We start from the raw sequence: 14,808 nt of genomic DNA, 5'->3' as shown, positions 1-14,808 counted from the left end.
GGGGCAGGAGTGAGGGGCGTGGTGCGCAGGCCTGGGTCCCTCTCCATCGTGCTCGGCCGGGGGCGGGCGTCGCTCAGACGCCGCTGAGCATGGCGAGGACGTTGTCGTACGTGCCGTGGGCCTCCGCGTCGCGCACGAACCGGGCGCGCTCGACCACGAGCTCCTTCGCATCGGGCTGCTCGCGCAGCAGGTCCAGGGTCTCGGTGAGGAAGTCGTCCAGCGGCATGGCGTTCTCGTCGTCCTGCTGTCCGAGCAGGGTCGTGCGTACGCCCGGCGGGGCCACCTCGATCACCTGGACGCCGGCGTCGGCGCCGGCGAGCTGCACGCGCAGGCTCTCGGAGAAGGAGTGCAGCGCGGCCTTGGTCGCGTTGTAGGTGGGGGTGATCGGCAACGGTACGAACGCCAGCGCGGAGGTGACGTTGATGACGGCCGCGTCGCCCTTGCCCACGAGCAGCGGCAGGAAGGCGTACATCATCCGGATCGTGCCGAGCAGGTTGACCGTGACGTGGTCCTCGGCGACCCGGAGGTCGGCCGGGTCGAGGAGGTTCTCCCGCAGCATGATGCCGGCATTGTTGACCAGGACGTTCAGCTCCGGGTGGGCGGACGCCACCGTCTCCCGGGCCTGGGCGATCGACGCGGGGTCCGTGACGTCGAGGACGAGCGCGTCGATGCCCGGGTTCCCGGCCGTGATCTCGTCGAGCAGGTCCTTGCGCCGGCCGGCGACGATCACCTTGTTGCCGGCCTCGTGCAGGCGCAGGGCCAGGCCGAGCCCGATGCCCGAGGTGCCGCCGGTGATCAGGATCGTGTTGCCGGTCATCTTCATGGGGGTCTGTCTCCATTCACTGGCCGCGGACCGGTGGGCGGCCCGCGGCCTCGACCGTAGGAGCGCCTGCGCCAGGGCGGGAGAGGAAGGTTCATCCATGGATCGGCGGTCCCTGGCTGGGACGACGGAGAACGGCGACGATGGACGGCATGGACAAGAAAGAGCTGGCCGCGTTCCTGCGCCGGCGGCGTGAGACGCTGCGCCCCCGCGACGTCGGACTGGTCGAGGGCCCGCGTCGGCGCACCCAAGGCCTGCGCCGCGAGGAGGTCGCCCAGCTCGCCGGCATGTCCACCGACTACTACGCCCGCCTGGAACAGCAGCGCGCCCCGCAGCCGTCCCTCCAGATCACCACCGCCCTCGCCCGGGCTCTACGCCTGACCCCGGACGAACGCGACCACCTCTTCGCCCTCATCGGCCACAACGCCCCCGCCCGCTTCCAGCGCTCCGAGGACGTCAGCCCGGCCCTCCTGCGGGTCCTGGAACGCCTGAACGACGACACCCCGGCCCTGGTGCTGTCCGACATGGCCGACACCCTCGCGATGAACCCGATCGCCACCGCACTGCTCGGCGACCAGACGTGCCACACCGGCCTGGCCCGCAGCGCCTACTACCGTTGGTTCACCGACCCCGCCGAGCGGCTGGTGTACCCCGAGGAGGACCACCCCCGCCACAGCCGCACCCAGGCAGCCCGACTGCGGGCCGCGCTCACGACCGGCAGCGGTGACCCCCGGGCCGCCCGGATCGTCGCCGAGCTCCACGAACGCAGCCCCGAGTTCGTCCGCTTGTGGGAACTCCAGGAGGTAGCTCAGCGCTACGGGGAGAGCAAGACCATCGTCCACCCCGACCTCGGCCGCATCGACGTCGACGCCCAGGTCCTGTTCACCGAGAACCGCGCCCAGACCCTGGTGGTGATGACCGCCCGCCCCGGCACGGAAAGCCAGGGGAAGCTCGAACTGCTCTCCAGCGGCCATGCCGTGCCGACGGTGCGGCAGCAGGACGCTCACCGCTCTCCGCTGGCGTCTCTCTGACGGCGTCTCTTTGACGGCGTCTTCTGTCACAGCGCGGGCAGCCGCACGGCGAGCAGAGCCACGTCGTCGGTGCTGCCGGGCGGCATACGGGCGAGCAGTTGGTCGCACAGCGTGTCCAGCGGTGCTTGGGCGAGCGTGAGGGCGTGGCGGCGCAGCCGGTCCAGGCCGGTGTCGAGGTCGCTGCCGGGGATCTCGATCAGGCCGTCGGTGTAGAGCAGCAGGGTGGACCCCAGGGGCAGGGGCTGCGTGGCGTTCGGCCGGCCCACGCCGGTGTCCAGCGGGGCGCCGAGGACCAGCCCCTGTCCGGCTTCGAGGTACTGCGCGTGTCCGCCGGGGGTCAGGAGGAGGGGCGGCGGGTGTCCGGCGCTGGTCCACCGCAGTGTCCACGGCCCGGTGTGCGGGTGGCCTTCGACCCGGGCGAGGACGAGGGTGGCCATCGGGACGGTGGTGATGGCGGGCATGGCGTTGTCGAGACGGTCGACGACGGCGCCGGGCTCGCCGGGGTGGTCCCAGGCCAGGGACCGCAGGATGCCGTGCAGTTGGGCCATCCCGGCCGCCGCGGTCAGGTCGTGGCCGACGACGTCGCCGATGACCAGCGCGAGCGAGCCGTCCTTCAGCTCGAACGCGTCGTACCAGTCACCGCCGACCTGAGAGCCGGCCGGGGCGGGCTGGTAGCGGGCGGCCAGTTGCAGGCGGCCGGGCTGGGGCAGCGGGGCCAGCAGGTTGCGCTGCATGGCCTCGGCGACGGCGCGCTGGCGGCCGAACCGCCGCGCGTTGTCGATGACCAGACCGACTCGGCGGCCGATGTCGCTCACCACCTCCAGGTCCTCGGTGTCGAAGGGGTGCAACGGGTCGGTGCGCACCAGCGTCAGGGCGCCGGTGATCTGGCGCCTGGCGCCCAGCGGCACCGTGATGGCGGACGTCGCGTGCACCGTCCGCAGGAAGTCGCTGTGTACGGCGGCCAGGGGAGAGCCGGGCGGTACGGCCGTCTCCGCCTCGTCCTGCTGATCCTGCTCGTCCCGCTCGTCCTGCTCGTTCCGCAGCACGGGATCACCTCCGCTCAGCACCCGGACAAGAGGTGAGCGGTCCGCCTCCCCGCTCTCGGGAAGTCGCTCGCGCCCGCCCTCCAGCCCGGCCGCCCGCCCGGCGGGACCGGCCACCGTCACCCGGTGGACCTGCCCGGAACCGGTCCGGAGGTCCACCGCCGCCCAGTCGGCCAGGCGGGGGACCAGCAGGCGGCCCAGCCGGGCGAGGGCCTCGTCGGTCTCCAGGGTCTGCCCCAGTACGTCGGTGATCTCCGCGACCAGCGTCAGCCGCTCGTTGAGGTCCTCCAGAGCGCTCGTATAGGCCGCACGTTCCCGGCGCGCGCTGCGGTCGCCCGTGATGTCGGTGAACAGCACGGCCATGCCCTTGAAGGAGCCGCCGTCCGTCAGGGGAGACGCGGACCAGGAGATCGTGACCAGGCGACCGTCACCGCGCAGATAGCTGTCGCCCTCCCCGCGCGCGGGGGCTCCCTCGGTCAGCACCTGCAGCAGCGGGCACTGCTCCCGCAGGAGCGTGCCGCCGTCCGTGTCCCGGTGCAGCAGCTCGTGCGCGTCCTTCCCGCGCATCGCGGCGGCGGCCCGGCCGAGCAGCCGTTCGGCGGCCGGGTTGACGGCGTGGATCCGTCCGGCCGGATCCACGACCATCAGGGCTGTGCTCAGCTGCTCGACGACCTGCCGCCAGAAACCCGGCTCGGCCGTCGGCCACGACCGCCCCTCACCTCCCACACCGGGCACCGCATCCTTCACCACACCGCCCTCCAGCCATGGCAGCCACCCACCGAAGACCGCGGGCGCATCAGGGGAGCCTGCGCACCAGTGGCCGGGTGGTCTCCATGAACCGATGGTCTCCCGAGAGGAACCCGCTCGCATGGCTGCCACGAGGACCTGCCCGCCCACCTGTGCCGGGCCGCGTCGTCGAAGGGGACGAAGACCAGGTGGTGGCGTACCCCACCGGTCAGCCGCGATCCTCCTCCTCGGCCTCCATGAGCCGAATTCCCTGATGCGTCAGCATGACGGTCGCGGGTGTGTCTCCATGGGCCCAGCGGACCGTGACGAGCCCTTCCTCCACCAGATAGGTGCAGGCCGCGGCCAGATCATGCTCGGGGATCGCCAGATCGTCACGCAGCTTGGCCCCGGAGACGTCAGGGAGGCCGCTGCCTTCCATGCCCTCGTACAGGGTCTTCATGATCGCTTCGCGGTGGTTCTTCCGCTGGTGCAGTGTTGCCATGGTCGCCGCCACTCGTGCCGGCCTCAGTTCACTCTACTCCGGGCCGGGACCCGAGTACCCGCTCACGACCAGCGCCAACGACCAGCGGACTTTCGTATGCCGGAATTCCGGTCGGCTCACATCAGGTGCCTCGCATTGCCTCACATCCCGACAGCGTGCTGCTGATTCCGGCCGTGTGACGAGAGGGCACCGCCGCTTCCGTGGCGGGCCCGTTCCGCCGTGATGAGCGCGGTCGCGGTCATCGACGGGCCGGTGTCCGCGCTCGCGGTGGCCATCAGCCGGGCGGCCGAGGGGGCGTCGGTCTCCGGGGGGATCACCAGGAGGTCCCAGCGGCCCGCGGTGTAGGACAGCAGAACGATCCCGTGCGGATCCAGCTCAGAGGTGAACCAACCCACCTTCACCACATGGCCGTTGACGAAGATCCTGGGCGGGAGGATCGGCCAGTGGCGGGGGTTGACCCCGATACGGGTGATCCGCCCCCACAGCGGATCCAGCACCTCCGCCAGGGCGGAGAGCTCGCTCGGCAGGTCACGTGAACGGGGCCACCAGGCGCCGTCCAGTTCGGCGGGCCCGGCGGAAGGGCTCTCGGTTCTCAGCGCGAGGCGCGCGGTGGGGGCTCTGAAGGGAACGGCCCGTAGCGGGGGATGAGAGTCGGTCGCGGACATCGCGCAAACCCGTCTCCGGACTTCTGCGCGAGGGCAGCGCGGCCCGGTGTCGTCGCTCAAAGGGAACGACACCGGCGTCGGAGCCGATGTGCGAAGTGCTCCCGATGAGTTCACGCTACTCCCCGGCAGCTGGCCGTGCGTGTCCTGTTGCCTGTGGGACGAGGGTCCCGGGCAGGGGCGCACGGGACCGTTTCTCCGTCGGCCGTACGGTCCGTGGGGCCTGCCTGAGGAGTACGCTGAAAACACCGAGGATATTTCGCGCACCGGCTTCCATGCTCGTGTCGTTTTCGGCGATTGAATACGCCGGGCCGGTTGTGGCCGGCCCGGGGCAGGGTTCGCGTCATGACTGCGACCATTTCCCTCCCGCCGACAGCCGAAGCCGATGACCGTTCGTTCTCCTCGTCCGCTCTCCGCCTGTCGCTGGCTCCCGCCGGCCCCGCACCGGCTCTGCTGGACGGCGCCTGGTGGCCCCGCTCCCGCGATCTCGGGGCCGAACTCCCCTCCCTGACGGCCGTACTGGATCCGTTGTGGGGGCGGATCACCCGGGTCACGGTGAATCCCACCCACTGGCCGGTCGTTCCCCGCAGGGTGCCCGTCGCCGGGCACGTGGTGAAGGTGGGCTGGTTCCTGGCCGAGCAGGACCCGCACGAACTGCTGTTGCTCTCGTACCGCAGGGGTCGCTGGAACCTCCTGGTGGTCCCGCCACAGACGACTCCCGTCTCGGCCGCCTGGCTGATGGCCGCCGCGAGCGACCCACTGGGCATGTCGACCGCGAGCCGGTTGATGGAGGAGGCGGCGCGCCTGCGGACGGTGCACGAGGCCGACCGGGCCGTGGAAGCGGTCTGGGACTCCGAAGGGGGCCATGAGGCCCGCGATCCGGCCGCACGTCCCCGGATCCCGACCGTGACCGTCGATATGCCGCATCAGGCGATGCCGCATCAGCCGATGGGGAGGTGAGGACCGTGGAGACGTTCGTGACCGTGATCGTGATCTTTGCGATGATCGCGTTCGGGGTGCTCCTCATCCACCGGCTCAACTCGCAGCACAGTGACCAGATGGCCGCCTTCCATTACGGCCGGTCCGGGACACCTGTCCCGGGTCCGGCCCCGTCGGCTCGGCGGAAGGCCCGCGGCTGGGCGAGAGCCGGCGGCACCGCAGACAGCCGTGACCGTCGCGACGACGGGTCCCGCCGACCGAGCCGGTCGGACCAACCGCACCGCCCGAACTGACAGCACACCCGCAGCCCAAGACCCCGGCCGCAGCACCGCACATGACAGGCCGGGGTCTTCCCGTGTCCTGTGCCCCCGAGCCCGGGGACGGCCCGAACCCGGCCCGGCCACGCGCCACTCTCCGCCGAGTACCTCGTACCTCGAACCGAGGAGCCATGCCCCTTCCCCAACTGAACGTCCACCGGCACGACCACGCCACCCGCGCGCTGATCACCCTCGCGGGCGAGATCGACCTGGCCACCGCCCCGCTCGTGCGCGCCGCACTGGCCGCATGCCTGCGTGACGGCATCCGCACCGCCGACGTCGATCTCACGGCGGTCACCTTCTGCGACGCCAGCGGACTCAACGCCTTCCTCACGGCATCCGGGCTCGCCATTGATGCCGGAACGACCCTCCGACTGCACTACCCGCCGTCGGCCTTGGCCCGCATCATCGAGATCACCGGTTCCGGCTTCCTGCTCCACGAGCTCCACGTTCGACCACCGTCACCTCGGGTTCCCGCTGCCGCTGCCGCTGCCGTGGGCGGTGCACGGTGACGGCCCCGCTCCGCCGTGAGCGGCCAGGCGGTGAGGGAAGCACACCGGCCACCGACCAGGCGGTACGCCTCCGCCGGCTGAACCGCTGGCAGGCCGAGACCCTGCGGGAGGACCTGGCCGATCTGTACGTGGAGTCCTCCCGCGCGCAGGCCGGCCAGGAGTACCGGGGCCGGGAGGCGTTTCTGCGGCGGCTCACCGGTGACATCCGGCGGGCGGGATTCGCCCTGTTGATCGCGGAGGACAGTGCCTTCGCCGGGTGTGCCTACGGATTCCCCGTACCGCGCGAGGGGACGTGGTGGAGGGGGTTCGACGGGACCCTTCCGCAGAGCGTCGAACAGCTCACCGCGTCCGGCCACGTCTTCGCGATCACCGAGATCGTGGTGCATCCCCACACGGACGACCAGGACCTCGCCCGCCGACTCCAACAACGCCTGCTCGCCGACCACCACGCCTCGCTCGGGGCGACGCTGGTCGACCAAGCCGATGCTCCGGCCTGCGACGCCCTCCTGTCGTGGGGGTGGCAGGACATCGGGTCGATCCGTCGGCAGTCGGATCCCAAGGCCGTCCGGTCGTCGGCCCCGGTGCTGCTGCGGGCCCTGGTCCTTCCCCTCGGCCCACGCACGGCTGCCCGCCCGGACGGCCTCGCTCACGAGAACCGCACCCAACGGCCCGACTGACGACCAGGAGTGCGGGAAGTGGGTGACGAGTCACGGGCAGAGATCCCGGTACTCCTTCTCGGGCACGCCGACGTCCGAGAAGATGTCCCAGGCCTGCTGCCTCATCAGCGCGACGGTGGCGCCGTCGGTCTTCCGGTGGGCGCGGGCGAGTGCCAGGAGGGTGCGGGCCTCGCCGAGTCGGTGGCCGGTCTCGCGGTGCAGGGCGAGTGCTTGTCGGCCGAGAGAGACGGCCGTGGCATGGGCCGACTCGGACTCCGCCACCGAGCACAGGGCGGTCAGGGCCTGCCCTTCCACGACGCGGAAGGAGTGGTCGCGGGCCAGGGCCAGTGCCTGTTCGGCGTGGCTGCGGGCCTCGTCGTAGCGGCCCATGTCCTTGTGGGTGAGGGAGAGGCTGACGAGGCTGTCCGCTTCGGCGCGCTTGAACCGTGCCTCGCGAGCCAGAGCGAGAGCCTGCTCGTCGGTCTGCAGCGCTCGGTCCGGACGTGCCAGTTTCCGGTGGGCCGCTGCCACGGTGTTGAGGACGCCGGACTGGACCCAGTACCGCTTCGTGTCCCTGACCATGGCGAAGGCTCGCTCGCCCTGCTCCAACCCCTCTTCGTGACAGCCGAGTTCGAGGTTGATCTTCGCCATGGCGTCGAGCATCATCGCGTGGCCGTTGCGGTAACCGGCCCTTTTGTCGGAGGCCACCTCGGGGCCGAGGAGGTCGAGTCCGTCGGCGAGGCGGCCGAGTTCCCAGTAGACCGCGCCCAGGGCCTGCAGGGACGCGCCGGCGTCCCACCAGCTGAGCTCTTCCTCCAGACCGACGGCACGTTCGAGGTGGTCGGCAGCCTCGCGAAGCCGCCCCAGATCCCGGCAGGTCATTCCGAGGCCGACCATCCCGAACCCCTCGAAATAGCGATGCCCGGCCTTCCGGAAGATGCGCAGGCCGATGGTGAAATCGTCGTGCGCTGTGTGGAGGCGCGCCATGCTCCACTGCGTGAAGCCTCGGAGGCCGAGAGCCGACGCCTCGCCCGCCGCCCAACCGAGCTCCCGGCTGATGTCCAGTGCGCGTGCGGCGTGCTCCATCGCCTGTCGGACATGCCCCCGGTCCCACCGCGCCGCAGCCAGACAGGAGTGCATCGCCGACTGGCCGAACAGGTCGCCTTCGGCCTCGGCGGCGTCCAGTGCCGCCTGCGCGGTGGTCTGCCACGCCTTCCGTGACAGGTGGATCCAGAAGTGACTGAAGAGTGCGGAGGTCAGGTACCAGGCGATGGGGCGGGGACCGTGGCGGCCGGCATGGTGGATGACGGCCAGCAGGTTCGCCCGCTCCGCGTCCAGCCACTGTTCGGGTTCGGCGGTCGACGGTAGGCCCGGGCGCTCGCCGGGGCGCAGGCCGGCGGGCAGTTCCGGAAAGAGCCCGGTCCCCGCGGCGGCACGCGTGGCGTTCAGGTACCAGATCAGAAGCCGCTCCAGCGCGGCGTCCCGGTCCGCGGCACTCTCCTCCGCCAGCGCCCGTTCCTGCGCGTACTCGCGGAGCAGATCGTGGAAGCGGTACCGGCCCGCCGTCGCGGGTTCGATCAGATGCGCCGCGGACAGGGCGCCGAGCAGACGGCGGGCCTGCGGCATTGGCGCGTCCAGCAGGGCCGCCGCCGCCTCGGCGGTGAACTCCGCTCCGGGGAACAGGCCGAGCAGGCGGAACAGACGCCGCGCGCCGGGCGCCAGGACCCCGTACGACACCGAAAACGCCGTACGCAAAGGGGAGTGGGTGTCAGCGTCCGACTCCAGCGCCTCCAGCCTGTTTCCCTCGGTCATCTCGGCGACCAGGTCGGCCGTCCGCAGGCCCGGGTCGCCCGCCAGCCTGGCGGCGGCCACGCGCAGAGCCAGCGGAAGGGCGCCGCACAGCCCGATCAGCTCGTCGACCGCGCGCTCATCGGCGGCGACCCGGTCCGTGCCGAGTGCCCGGCTGAGCAGCGCACGGGCCTCGTCCCGCTGGAGGAGGTCCAGCGGGAGGGCGTGCGCCCCGTCGCGGGCGACGAGGTCGCCGAGCCGGTTGCGGCTGGTCACCATGACGCAGCAGGTCGGACTGGACGGCAGCAGCGGACGCACCTGTTCCGCGGAGGCGGCGTTGTCCAGGAGGACGAGCATGCGCCGGCCGGCCAGCAGGGTCCGGAACACGCGGCCCTGGGCCTCGTGGTGCGGGGGGATCTCCGACGCCGCGAGCCCCAGGCTGCGCAGCAGCAGTTCGAGTGCCTCGCCGGGTTCGAGGGGCTGCCGATCGTGGTCGAAGCCGTGGAGGTTGACGTACAGCTGGCCGTCCGGGAACCGATCACGCACCTGATGCGCCCAGTGCACGGCGAGCGCGGTCTTGCCGATGCCGGCGGCGCCGCCGATGGCGGAGATGACCACGGTGTTCGCCGCGCCGTTCTCCTGCTCGGGCGGGAGCGCGGAGTGGAGCAGGGCGTGCAGCCGGGCGAGTTCGTCGGTGCGGCCGGCGAATCCTGCGGCGTCGTGGGGGAGTTCGGCCGGCACGGCGTTCTCGCGCGGCCCGGAGGACGTCGGCGGACGCAGGAGGAAGGCGTCGTCCTGGTGCAGCACCGCCGCGTGGACCCCGCGCAGTTCCTCACCGGGATCGGCTCCGAGCTCGTCCCGCAGCCGAACGCGCATGTCCTCGAAGGCGTTCAGTGCCTCCGCCTGACGGCCGCAGCCGTACAAGGCGCGTATGCGCATGGCCGTCACCGATTCGTCGTAGCGGTCGGCCCTCGACGACGCCGACACCGCACCGAGGTCGTCGAGGGCCTCCCCGCAACGGCCCAGCAGGACCAGGCACTTGAGCCACTCCAGCCGGAGCGTCCGCCGACGCTCCTCCCATCGCCGTCTCTCCTCCTGCGCGAACGGTCCCGACAGGCCGGCCAGTGGCTCGCCCCGGAACAACTCGATGGCCGCGGACAACTGATCGGCCGCGGTGGCCGGATCGCCGGAGGCGACGGTCCGCATCGCCCGGCCGCCCCGCTCCTCCAGCTCCGCCGTGTCGAGCAGGACCCTCTCGACGGCGAAGCGGTACCAGCCCTTGCCGCTGCGGATCACCGACTCCGCGGGCGGGGTGCCGTCCGGATCGAGCGCCCTGCGCAGCGAGTTGACATGCGTGGGCAGCACCTTGCGACCGCCCGCGGGCGGCTCCGTGCCCCACACCGCGTCGAGCAGCCGCTCATGACTCACCACGGTCCCTTGGCGCAGCAGCAGCGCGGCCAGCACGGCCTGCCTCTTGACCGGCCCCAGCTCCAGTGGCGTCCCGCCCCGCCATGCCCGTAACGGCCCGAGCACCTCGATCCGAAGCCGCTCAGGAGATCCGCCGTCCACCCCGAAGCCTCCGCTTCCCACGTCGTCTGCGTCATCCGCGTCATTGAAAGTTCATCGGCATTGCAGCACGCCCGGCCACCGTGAGGGACACGACATCGCACAACCCGCACAACCCGAAGGGGCCCGAATGACCGAAGTGGAGTTGGTGGCCACCGCGTTGGCCACCGGAGCGGCGGCCGACCTCACCGACACCTCCCGTGGAGTCGTCCACGACCTCCACGCCGTGCTGAGGGAAGTGGTCCGCGCGCGGCTTGCCAATGGCGGCGACGGTGTGCGGGGCGGTTACGGCGTACGGGTTCTGGACGCGTACAAGACGGACCCCGACGTGTGGCGGACCCGGCTGCTGCAGGTCCTCTCCGCCGGCATGGAGATGGACGAGGAGATCCTCGGGACGGCCCGCGCCGTGCTCCGCGCGGATCGCCGGGCGGGACACCTCACCGTGGGGATGGCCGGTTCATGACGCAGCGGGCGACTCTTGTGGCCACGCCGTTGAGTGCTGATGGCCAGTGGCCGGCGCGCAGTCTGCTGGGGAGGCTGTCTCCCCCGGCGCGGCGGGAACTGCTCGGCCTGGGGACCGAGGTTCGCTTCGATGCGGATGCCTTGCTGCTGCGGCAGGGGATGAACGACCGGCACGTGCTCCTGCTGTTGTCCGGTCTCACGAAGGTCACGGCGGTCGTGGAGAACGGTGAGACCTCGCTCCTCGCCGTCATGGCAGGCGGTGACACGGTGGGTGAGATGGCCGCCATGGACGGATCCGCCCGGCGCTCGGCGACGGTGACGGCTTGCGGTCCACTGACAGCGCGGGTGTTGCCGTACGGCGTGCTGCGGGAACTGCTGGTGCGCCGCCCCGAGGTCTGCATGGCCCTGACCGCGGTCGTCGCCGACCGGCTGCGCTGGGCCAACCGCAGGCGGCTGGAATTTCGGGGGTATTCGGCGAAGGTGCGATGGGCGCGGGTGTTGGTGGAGCTCTGTGTGTCGTACGGGACTCCCGGCGCCGACGGAGTGGTGATCGACATGCGGCTGACGCAGCAGGAGCTGGCAACGCTGAGCGGCGCCGCGGAGACGACGATCCACAAGGTGGTGCGCGAACTGCGGGAAGAGGGCCTGTTGGAGACCGGCTACCGTGCCACCGTCATCAGGGACCTGCCCCGGCTCAGGCGGCTCGCGGACCTGGCGGACGAATGACCGCATCAGAAGTGGGCGAATGGGCATCCTTGGCCCAGTAGCGAACCTCCGCGAGCTCGGGCGCGACGCGTTCAGTCGGCCGGCGCCCCCGCCAGTCCCTCCAGCTCGGCCGCGAAGAGCTGCCCGGGATCGATCCCCATGCCGCTGAAGTGGCCGGCGAGTTCCAGTGACAGCACGCCGTGCAGCCGGGTCCAGAACGTCAGGGCCCGGTGGAGGGCCGCGGGCGGGGCGGGATGGCCGGCCGCCCAGTCCCGGTGGCCTTCGAGGTGCGTCTCGAACGGTGTCGCCGGTCCGTCCGAGGGCAGCGCGGCGCAGGCGTCCAACAGGGTCGCCATGATCTCGGACGAGATCGCGGTGGTGTCGTCGGGCGCGCGATAGCCGGGGACGGGCGTGCCGTAGATCAGGAAGTAGCGGTGGGGGTCCCGCAGGGCCCATCCCCGCAACGCGTGCGCGAGCGCGGTCACATCGGCACCGGACTCCGAGGCCGCGCGGAAGGTGTCGGCGAGGCTTCGGTACGCGTCTCTCACCAGCTCGGTGATCAGCTCGTCACGGCCGCCGAAGTACCGGTACAGCGCGGGTCCGCTCATGCCCATCTGCTTGGCGATCGCGTTGAGGGAGAGCGCGGACGCGCCCGCCGTGGCGATCTGTTCCCACGCGCGCTGCTTGATCTCCGTACGCACCTGGGCGCGGTAGCGCTCACGCGGGGTCTTCGCTTCCGAGTTCACCATGGTTAGAGGGTATCACTGAAGTTATTGACACTTTCGAACTCGTGGGGTTATAACTTCTAACGAACGCGAAGCCAAGTAACTCCCAACCGACCCTGTGGAGGTCGCCATGAACGTCGAAGGACTCGTCGAGGTCGTTCTGCCGGGCAAGGTCGAGCCCGAAGGACTCCAGATCCGGCAGGGAGCCGTACCCGTCGCGGGCCCCGGCCAGGTCGTGATCCGGATGGAGGCGACCGGCGTCTCCTTCGCCGAGCAGCAGATGCGGCGCGGCCGCTACTACGACCAGCCGCCCTTCCCGTTCGTGCCCGGCTACGACCTCGTGGGTACGGTGCTGGCGACCGGCGAGGGCGTCGAGCCCGGCCTGACCGGCACCCGGGTCGCCGCGCTGGTCAAGGTCGGCGGCTGGGCCAGCCACGTGCTCGTCGACGCGGCGGACGTGGTGCCGGTGCCCGACGGGATCGGCGCGGCGGAGGCGGAGACCCTCGTCGTCAACGGCATCACCGCCTGGCAGATGCTGCACCGCAAGGCCCGCGTCCGCGCGGGGCACACCGTCGTGGTGCACGGCGCGAACGGCGGCGTCGGCTCGGTCCTGGTCCAGCTGGCCCAGGCCGCGGGCGCGCGGGTGATCGGCACCGCGTCAGAGCGCCACCACGACGCCCTGCGGGAACGGGGCGTCACCCCGGTCGACTACCGCGCCGCCGACCTCGCCGCCCGCATCCGCGCACTCGCCCCCGGTGGGGTGGACGCCGTCTTCGACCACATCGGCGGCCGCGGCATCGTTGACTCCTGGCGCCTCCTCGCCCCCGGCGGCACGCTCGTCTCGTACGGCAGCGCCTCGACCCGGGACGACGAGGGCTCCAAGCAGTGGCCCGTCCTCAAGCTGCTCGGCCGGGTGTGGCTGTGGAACGCCCTGCCGGGCCGCCGCCGCGCGTACTTCTTCAACGTCTGGGCCGGCCGCGCCCTGGCCAAGAACCGCTTCCGCGCCCGCCTGCGCACCGACCTCACCCACGTCTTCGCCGCCCTCCAGCGCGGCGAGGTCACGGCCCAGATCGCCGCGCAACTGCCGCTCGCCCGCATCGCCGAGGCCCTGCGGCTGGCCGAGTCGGGCACCGTCGCCGGAAAGGTCGTCCTGAACCCGTAGCGAGCGCGCGAGTGCCCGACCCGTTCACACCAACCACCGAGGAGAACCCCCATGTTCAGCCACAGCGCTTCCAACTCCGCAGTCCAGCAGCCGCGTCGGGCGCGGTTCGGCACCGCCGCGGTCACCGTCGCGCTCGCCGTCACCGGCGTCCTCGCGAGCACCATCCCGACCGCCCAGGCGACCCCGCACAGCAGCGCGTCCCGGTGCGGCGGTCGCGGCGTCGATGAGAACGCCGTCATCCGCTACGAGTCCGACGTCCTGATCAAGGCGCCACTCAGCACCATCTGGAAGCTCCAGACGGACGTCGAACGCTGGCCGTCCTGGCAGCCCCCGGTCACCACCGCCGAACGTCTCGACCCCGGCCGCCTGAAGGCGGGTTCACAGTTCCGCTGGACGACCCCCGCGCCCGCCACCCCCACGACCCCCGCCACCACACTCACCATCACCTCCACCGTCCAGGAACTCCGGCGCCACAACTGCATCCTGTGGAGCGGACCCGCGATCGGTGAGGGGCTGCGCATCGACGAGGGCGTTCACCTGTGGACCTTCAGGAAGGTCAAGGGCGGTGTGCTCGTCCACACCGAGGAAACCTGGACCGGCGACCAGGTCGAGGCGGACGTACCCACCGCGACCGAGGCCCTCGGCGGCGGCCTCGAAGCGTGGCTCCGCGACCTGAAGACCACCGCCGAATCGTTGGCCCGGGCTCAGTGAACCGGGAAGCCGAAGGAGTAGCCCTGCTCCTTGAGCCACGGCAGGACTTCGCGCAGGGCGGCCACGGTCTGGGAGCGGTCTCCGCCCGCGTCGTGGAAGAGGAGGGTCGGGCCGTTGGAGATCTCGTTCTTGACGGTGGCGACCATGGCCTCGGTGCCGGGGAGTTCGAAGTCCTTGGAGTCGATGTTCCAGCCGAGCGGGCGCATTCCGTGGGACGCGGCGAGGTGGCGGCTGTAGGGGGTGAAGGCCCCGCCGGGGGCCCGGTAGTACATCGGCCGTACGCCCCCGGACGCCTTGGTGATCATGCGCTCGGCGTCCAGGATCTGCTGCGACTGGTAGGCCTCGGACTTGCGGTCCATGGTGGTGTCGTGGGACACCGTGTGGTCGCACAGCCGGTGCCCGGCCGCCACCACGTCCTTGACCAGGTCCGGGTGTGCCTGGGCCTGCGTACCCACCATGCAGAACGTGGCCTTCACCCCGT

General features: G+C 71.4%; 15 protein-coding genes. 8 read left to right on the top strand and 7 right to left on the bottom strand.

Translation table 11 applies throughout. From position 1 onward, the window contains the following. Positions 1-73: 73 nt before the first annotated feature. The gene (locus BLU79_RS21185; protein ID WP_093907420.1) at positions 74-823 is read right to left on the bottom strand and encodes an SDR family oxidoreductase; all 750 of its coding nucleotides are present in this window, start codon (positions 821-823) and stop codon (positions 74-76) included. A gap of 149 nt (positions 824-972) precedes the next feature. Here BLU79_RS21185 and BLU79_RS21180 point away from each other — a divergent pair, with 149 nt between their 5' ends. Further along, positions 973-1,851, top strand: coding sequence for a helix-turn-helix transcriptional regulator (locus BLU79_RS21180; RefSeq protein WP_093907758.1), 879 nt, complete (start codon positions 973-975; stop codon positions 1,849-1,851). Positions 1,852-1,877: 26 nt separating this feature from the next. Here the strand turns inward: BLU79_RS21180 and BLU79_RS21175 are convergent, their stop codons facing one another. From BLU79_RS21175 to BLU79_RS21165, 3 genes are all read right to left on the bottom strand, one after another. After that, the gene (locus tag BLU79_RS21175) at positions 1,878-3,644 is read right to left on the bottom strand and encodes a SpoIIE family protein phosphatase (RefSeq protein ID WP_256333407.1); all 1,767 of its coding nucleotides are present in this window, start codon (positions 3,642-3,644) and stop codon (positions 1,878-1,880) included. Between the two features lie 205 nt (positions 3,645-3,849). Continuing rightward, positions 3,850-4,122, bottom strand: coding sequence for a hypothetical protein (locus tag BLU79_RS21170; protein ID WP_093907757.1), 273 nt, complete (start codon positions 4,120-4,122; stop codon positions 3,850-3,852). Between the two features lie 140 nt (positions 4,123-4,262). Then, positions 4,263-4,787 carry a DUF5994 family protein gene (locus BLU79_RS21165; RefSeq protein ID WP_093907418.1) on the bottom strand — a complete coding sequence of 175 codons (525 nt, stop codon included), beginning with the start codon at positions 4,785-4,787 and terminating at the stop codon, positions 4,263-4,265. Positions 4,788-5,129: 342 nt separating this feature from the next. Here BLU79_RS21165 and BLU79_RS21160 point away from each other — a divergent pair, with 342 nt between their 5' ends. From BLU79_RS21160 to BLU79_RS21145, 3 genes are all read left to right on the top strand, one after another. Then, positions 5,130-5,744: a DUF5994 family protein gene (locus BLU79_RS21160; protein WP_093907417.1), complete on the top strand. Its 615-nt coding sequence runs from the start codon at positions 5,130-5,132 to the stop codon at positions 5,742-5,744. 427 nt (positions 5,745-6,171) lie between these two features. Then, complete coding sequence (locus BLU79_RS21150; protein WP_093907416.1) at positions 6,172-6,552, top strand: STAS domain-containing protein; 381 nt, start codon at positions 6,172-6,174, stop codon at positions 6,550-6,552. After that, positions 6,549-7,229, top strand: a complete 681-nt coding sequence (locus tag BLU79_RS21145) for a hypothetical protein (protein ID WP_177001113.1) — start codon at positions 6,549-6,551, stop codon at positions 7,227-7,229. Before BLU79_RS21150 ends, BLU79_RS21145 begins: the two co-directional genes overlap by 4 nt. Positions 7,230-7,259: 30 nt before the next feature. On the opposite strand, the gene BLU79_RS21140 is transcribed toward BLU79_RS21145, so the two are convergent. Continuing rightward, a complete protein-coding gene (locus BLU79_RS21140; RefSeq protein ID WP_256333405.1) occupies positions 7,260-10,586 on the bottom strand; it encodes an AfsR/SARP family transcriptional regulator in 3,327 nt (1,108 codons plus the stop codon). A gap of 106 nt (positions 10,587-10,692) precedes the next feature. Between BLU79_RS21140 and BLU79_RS21135 the strand changes: the two genes are divergently transcribed. Beyond that, positions 10,693-11,025 carry a hypothetical protein gene (locus tag BLU79_RS21135; RefSeq protein WP_093907415.1) on the top strand — a complete coding sequence of 111 codons (333 nt, stop codon included), beginning with the start codon at positions 10,693-10,695 and terminating at the stop codon, positions 11,023-11,025. Then, on the top strand, positions 11,022-11,750 hold the full coding sequence (locus BLU79_RS21130) for a Crp/Fnr family transcriptional regulator (protein WP_177001112.1): 729 nt from the start codon (positions 11,022-11,024) through the stop codon (positions 11,748-11,750). The genes BLU79_RS21135 and BLU79_RS21130 overlap by 4 nt, the downstream gene beginning before the upstream one ends. Positions 11,751-11,821: 71 nt before the next feature. On the opposite strand, the gene BLU79_RS21125 is transcribed toward BLU79_RS21130, so the two are convergent. Next, positions 11,822-12,478 (bottom strand): TetR/AcrR family transcriptional regulator, encoded by a 657-nt coding sequence (locus tag BLU79_RS21125; protein WP_093907414.1) that lies wholly within the window; start codon positions 12,476-12,478, stop codon positions 11,822-11,824. A gap of 106 nt (positions 12,479-12,584) precedes the next feature. Between BLU79_RS21125 and BLU79_RS21120 the strand changes: the two genes are divergently transcribed. Beyond that, the gene (locus BLU79_RS21120) at positions 12,585-13,616 is read left to right on the top strand and encodes a medium chain dehydrogenase/reductase family protein (RefSeq protein ID WP_093907753.1); all 1,032 of its coding nucleotides are present in this window, start codon (positions 12,585-12,587) and stop codon (positions 13,614-13,616) included. Positions 13,617-13,667: 51 nt separating this feature from the next. Continuing rightward, the gene (locus tag BLU79_RS21115) at positions 13,668-14,327 is read left to right on the top strand and encodes an SRPBCC family protein (RefSeq protein ID WP_093907413.1); all 660 of its coding nucleotides are present in this window, start codon (positions 13,668-13,670) and stop codon (positions 14,325-14,327) included. Here the strand turns inward: BLU79_RS21115 and BLU79_RS21110 are convergent. Further along, positions 14,321-14,808 (bottom strand): polysaccharide deacetylase family protein (locus BLU79_RS21110; protein ID WP_143052513.1); only part of this gene is annotated, 488 nt, incomplete at its 5' end. The genes BLU79_RS21115 and BLU79_RS21110 overlap by 7 nt on opposite strands.

Source organism: Streptomyces sp. cf386 (assembly GCF_900103585.1).
GTDB lineage: Bacteria > Actinomycetota > Actinomycetes > Streptomycetales > Streptomycetaceae > Streptomyces.
Note: the sequence above shows the minus strand (reverse complement) of the source record. Positions and strands in the feature narration are given on the sequence as shown.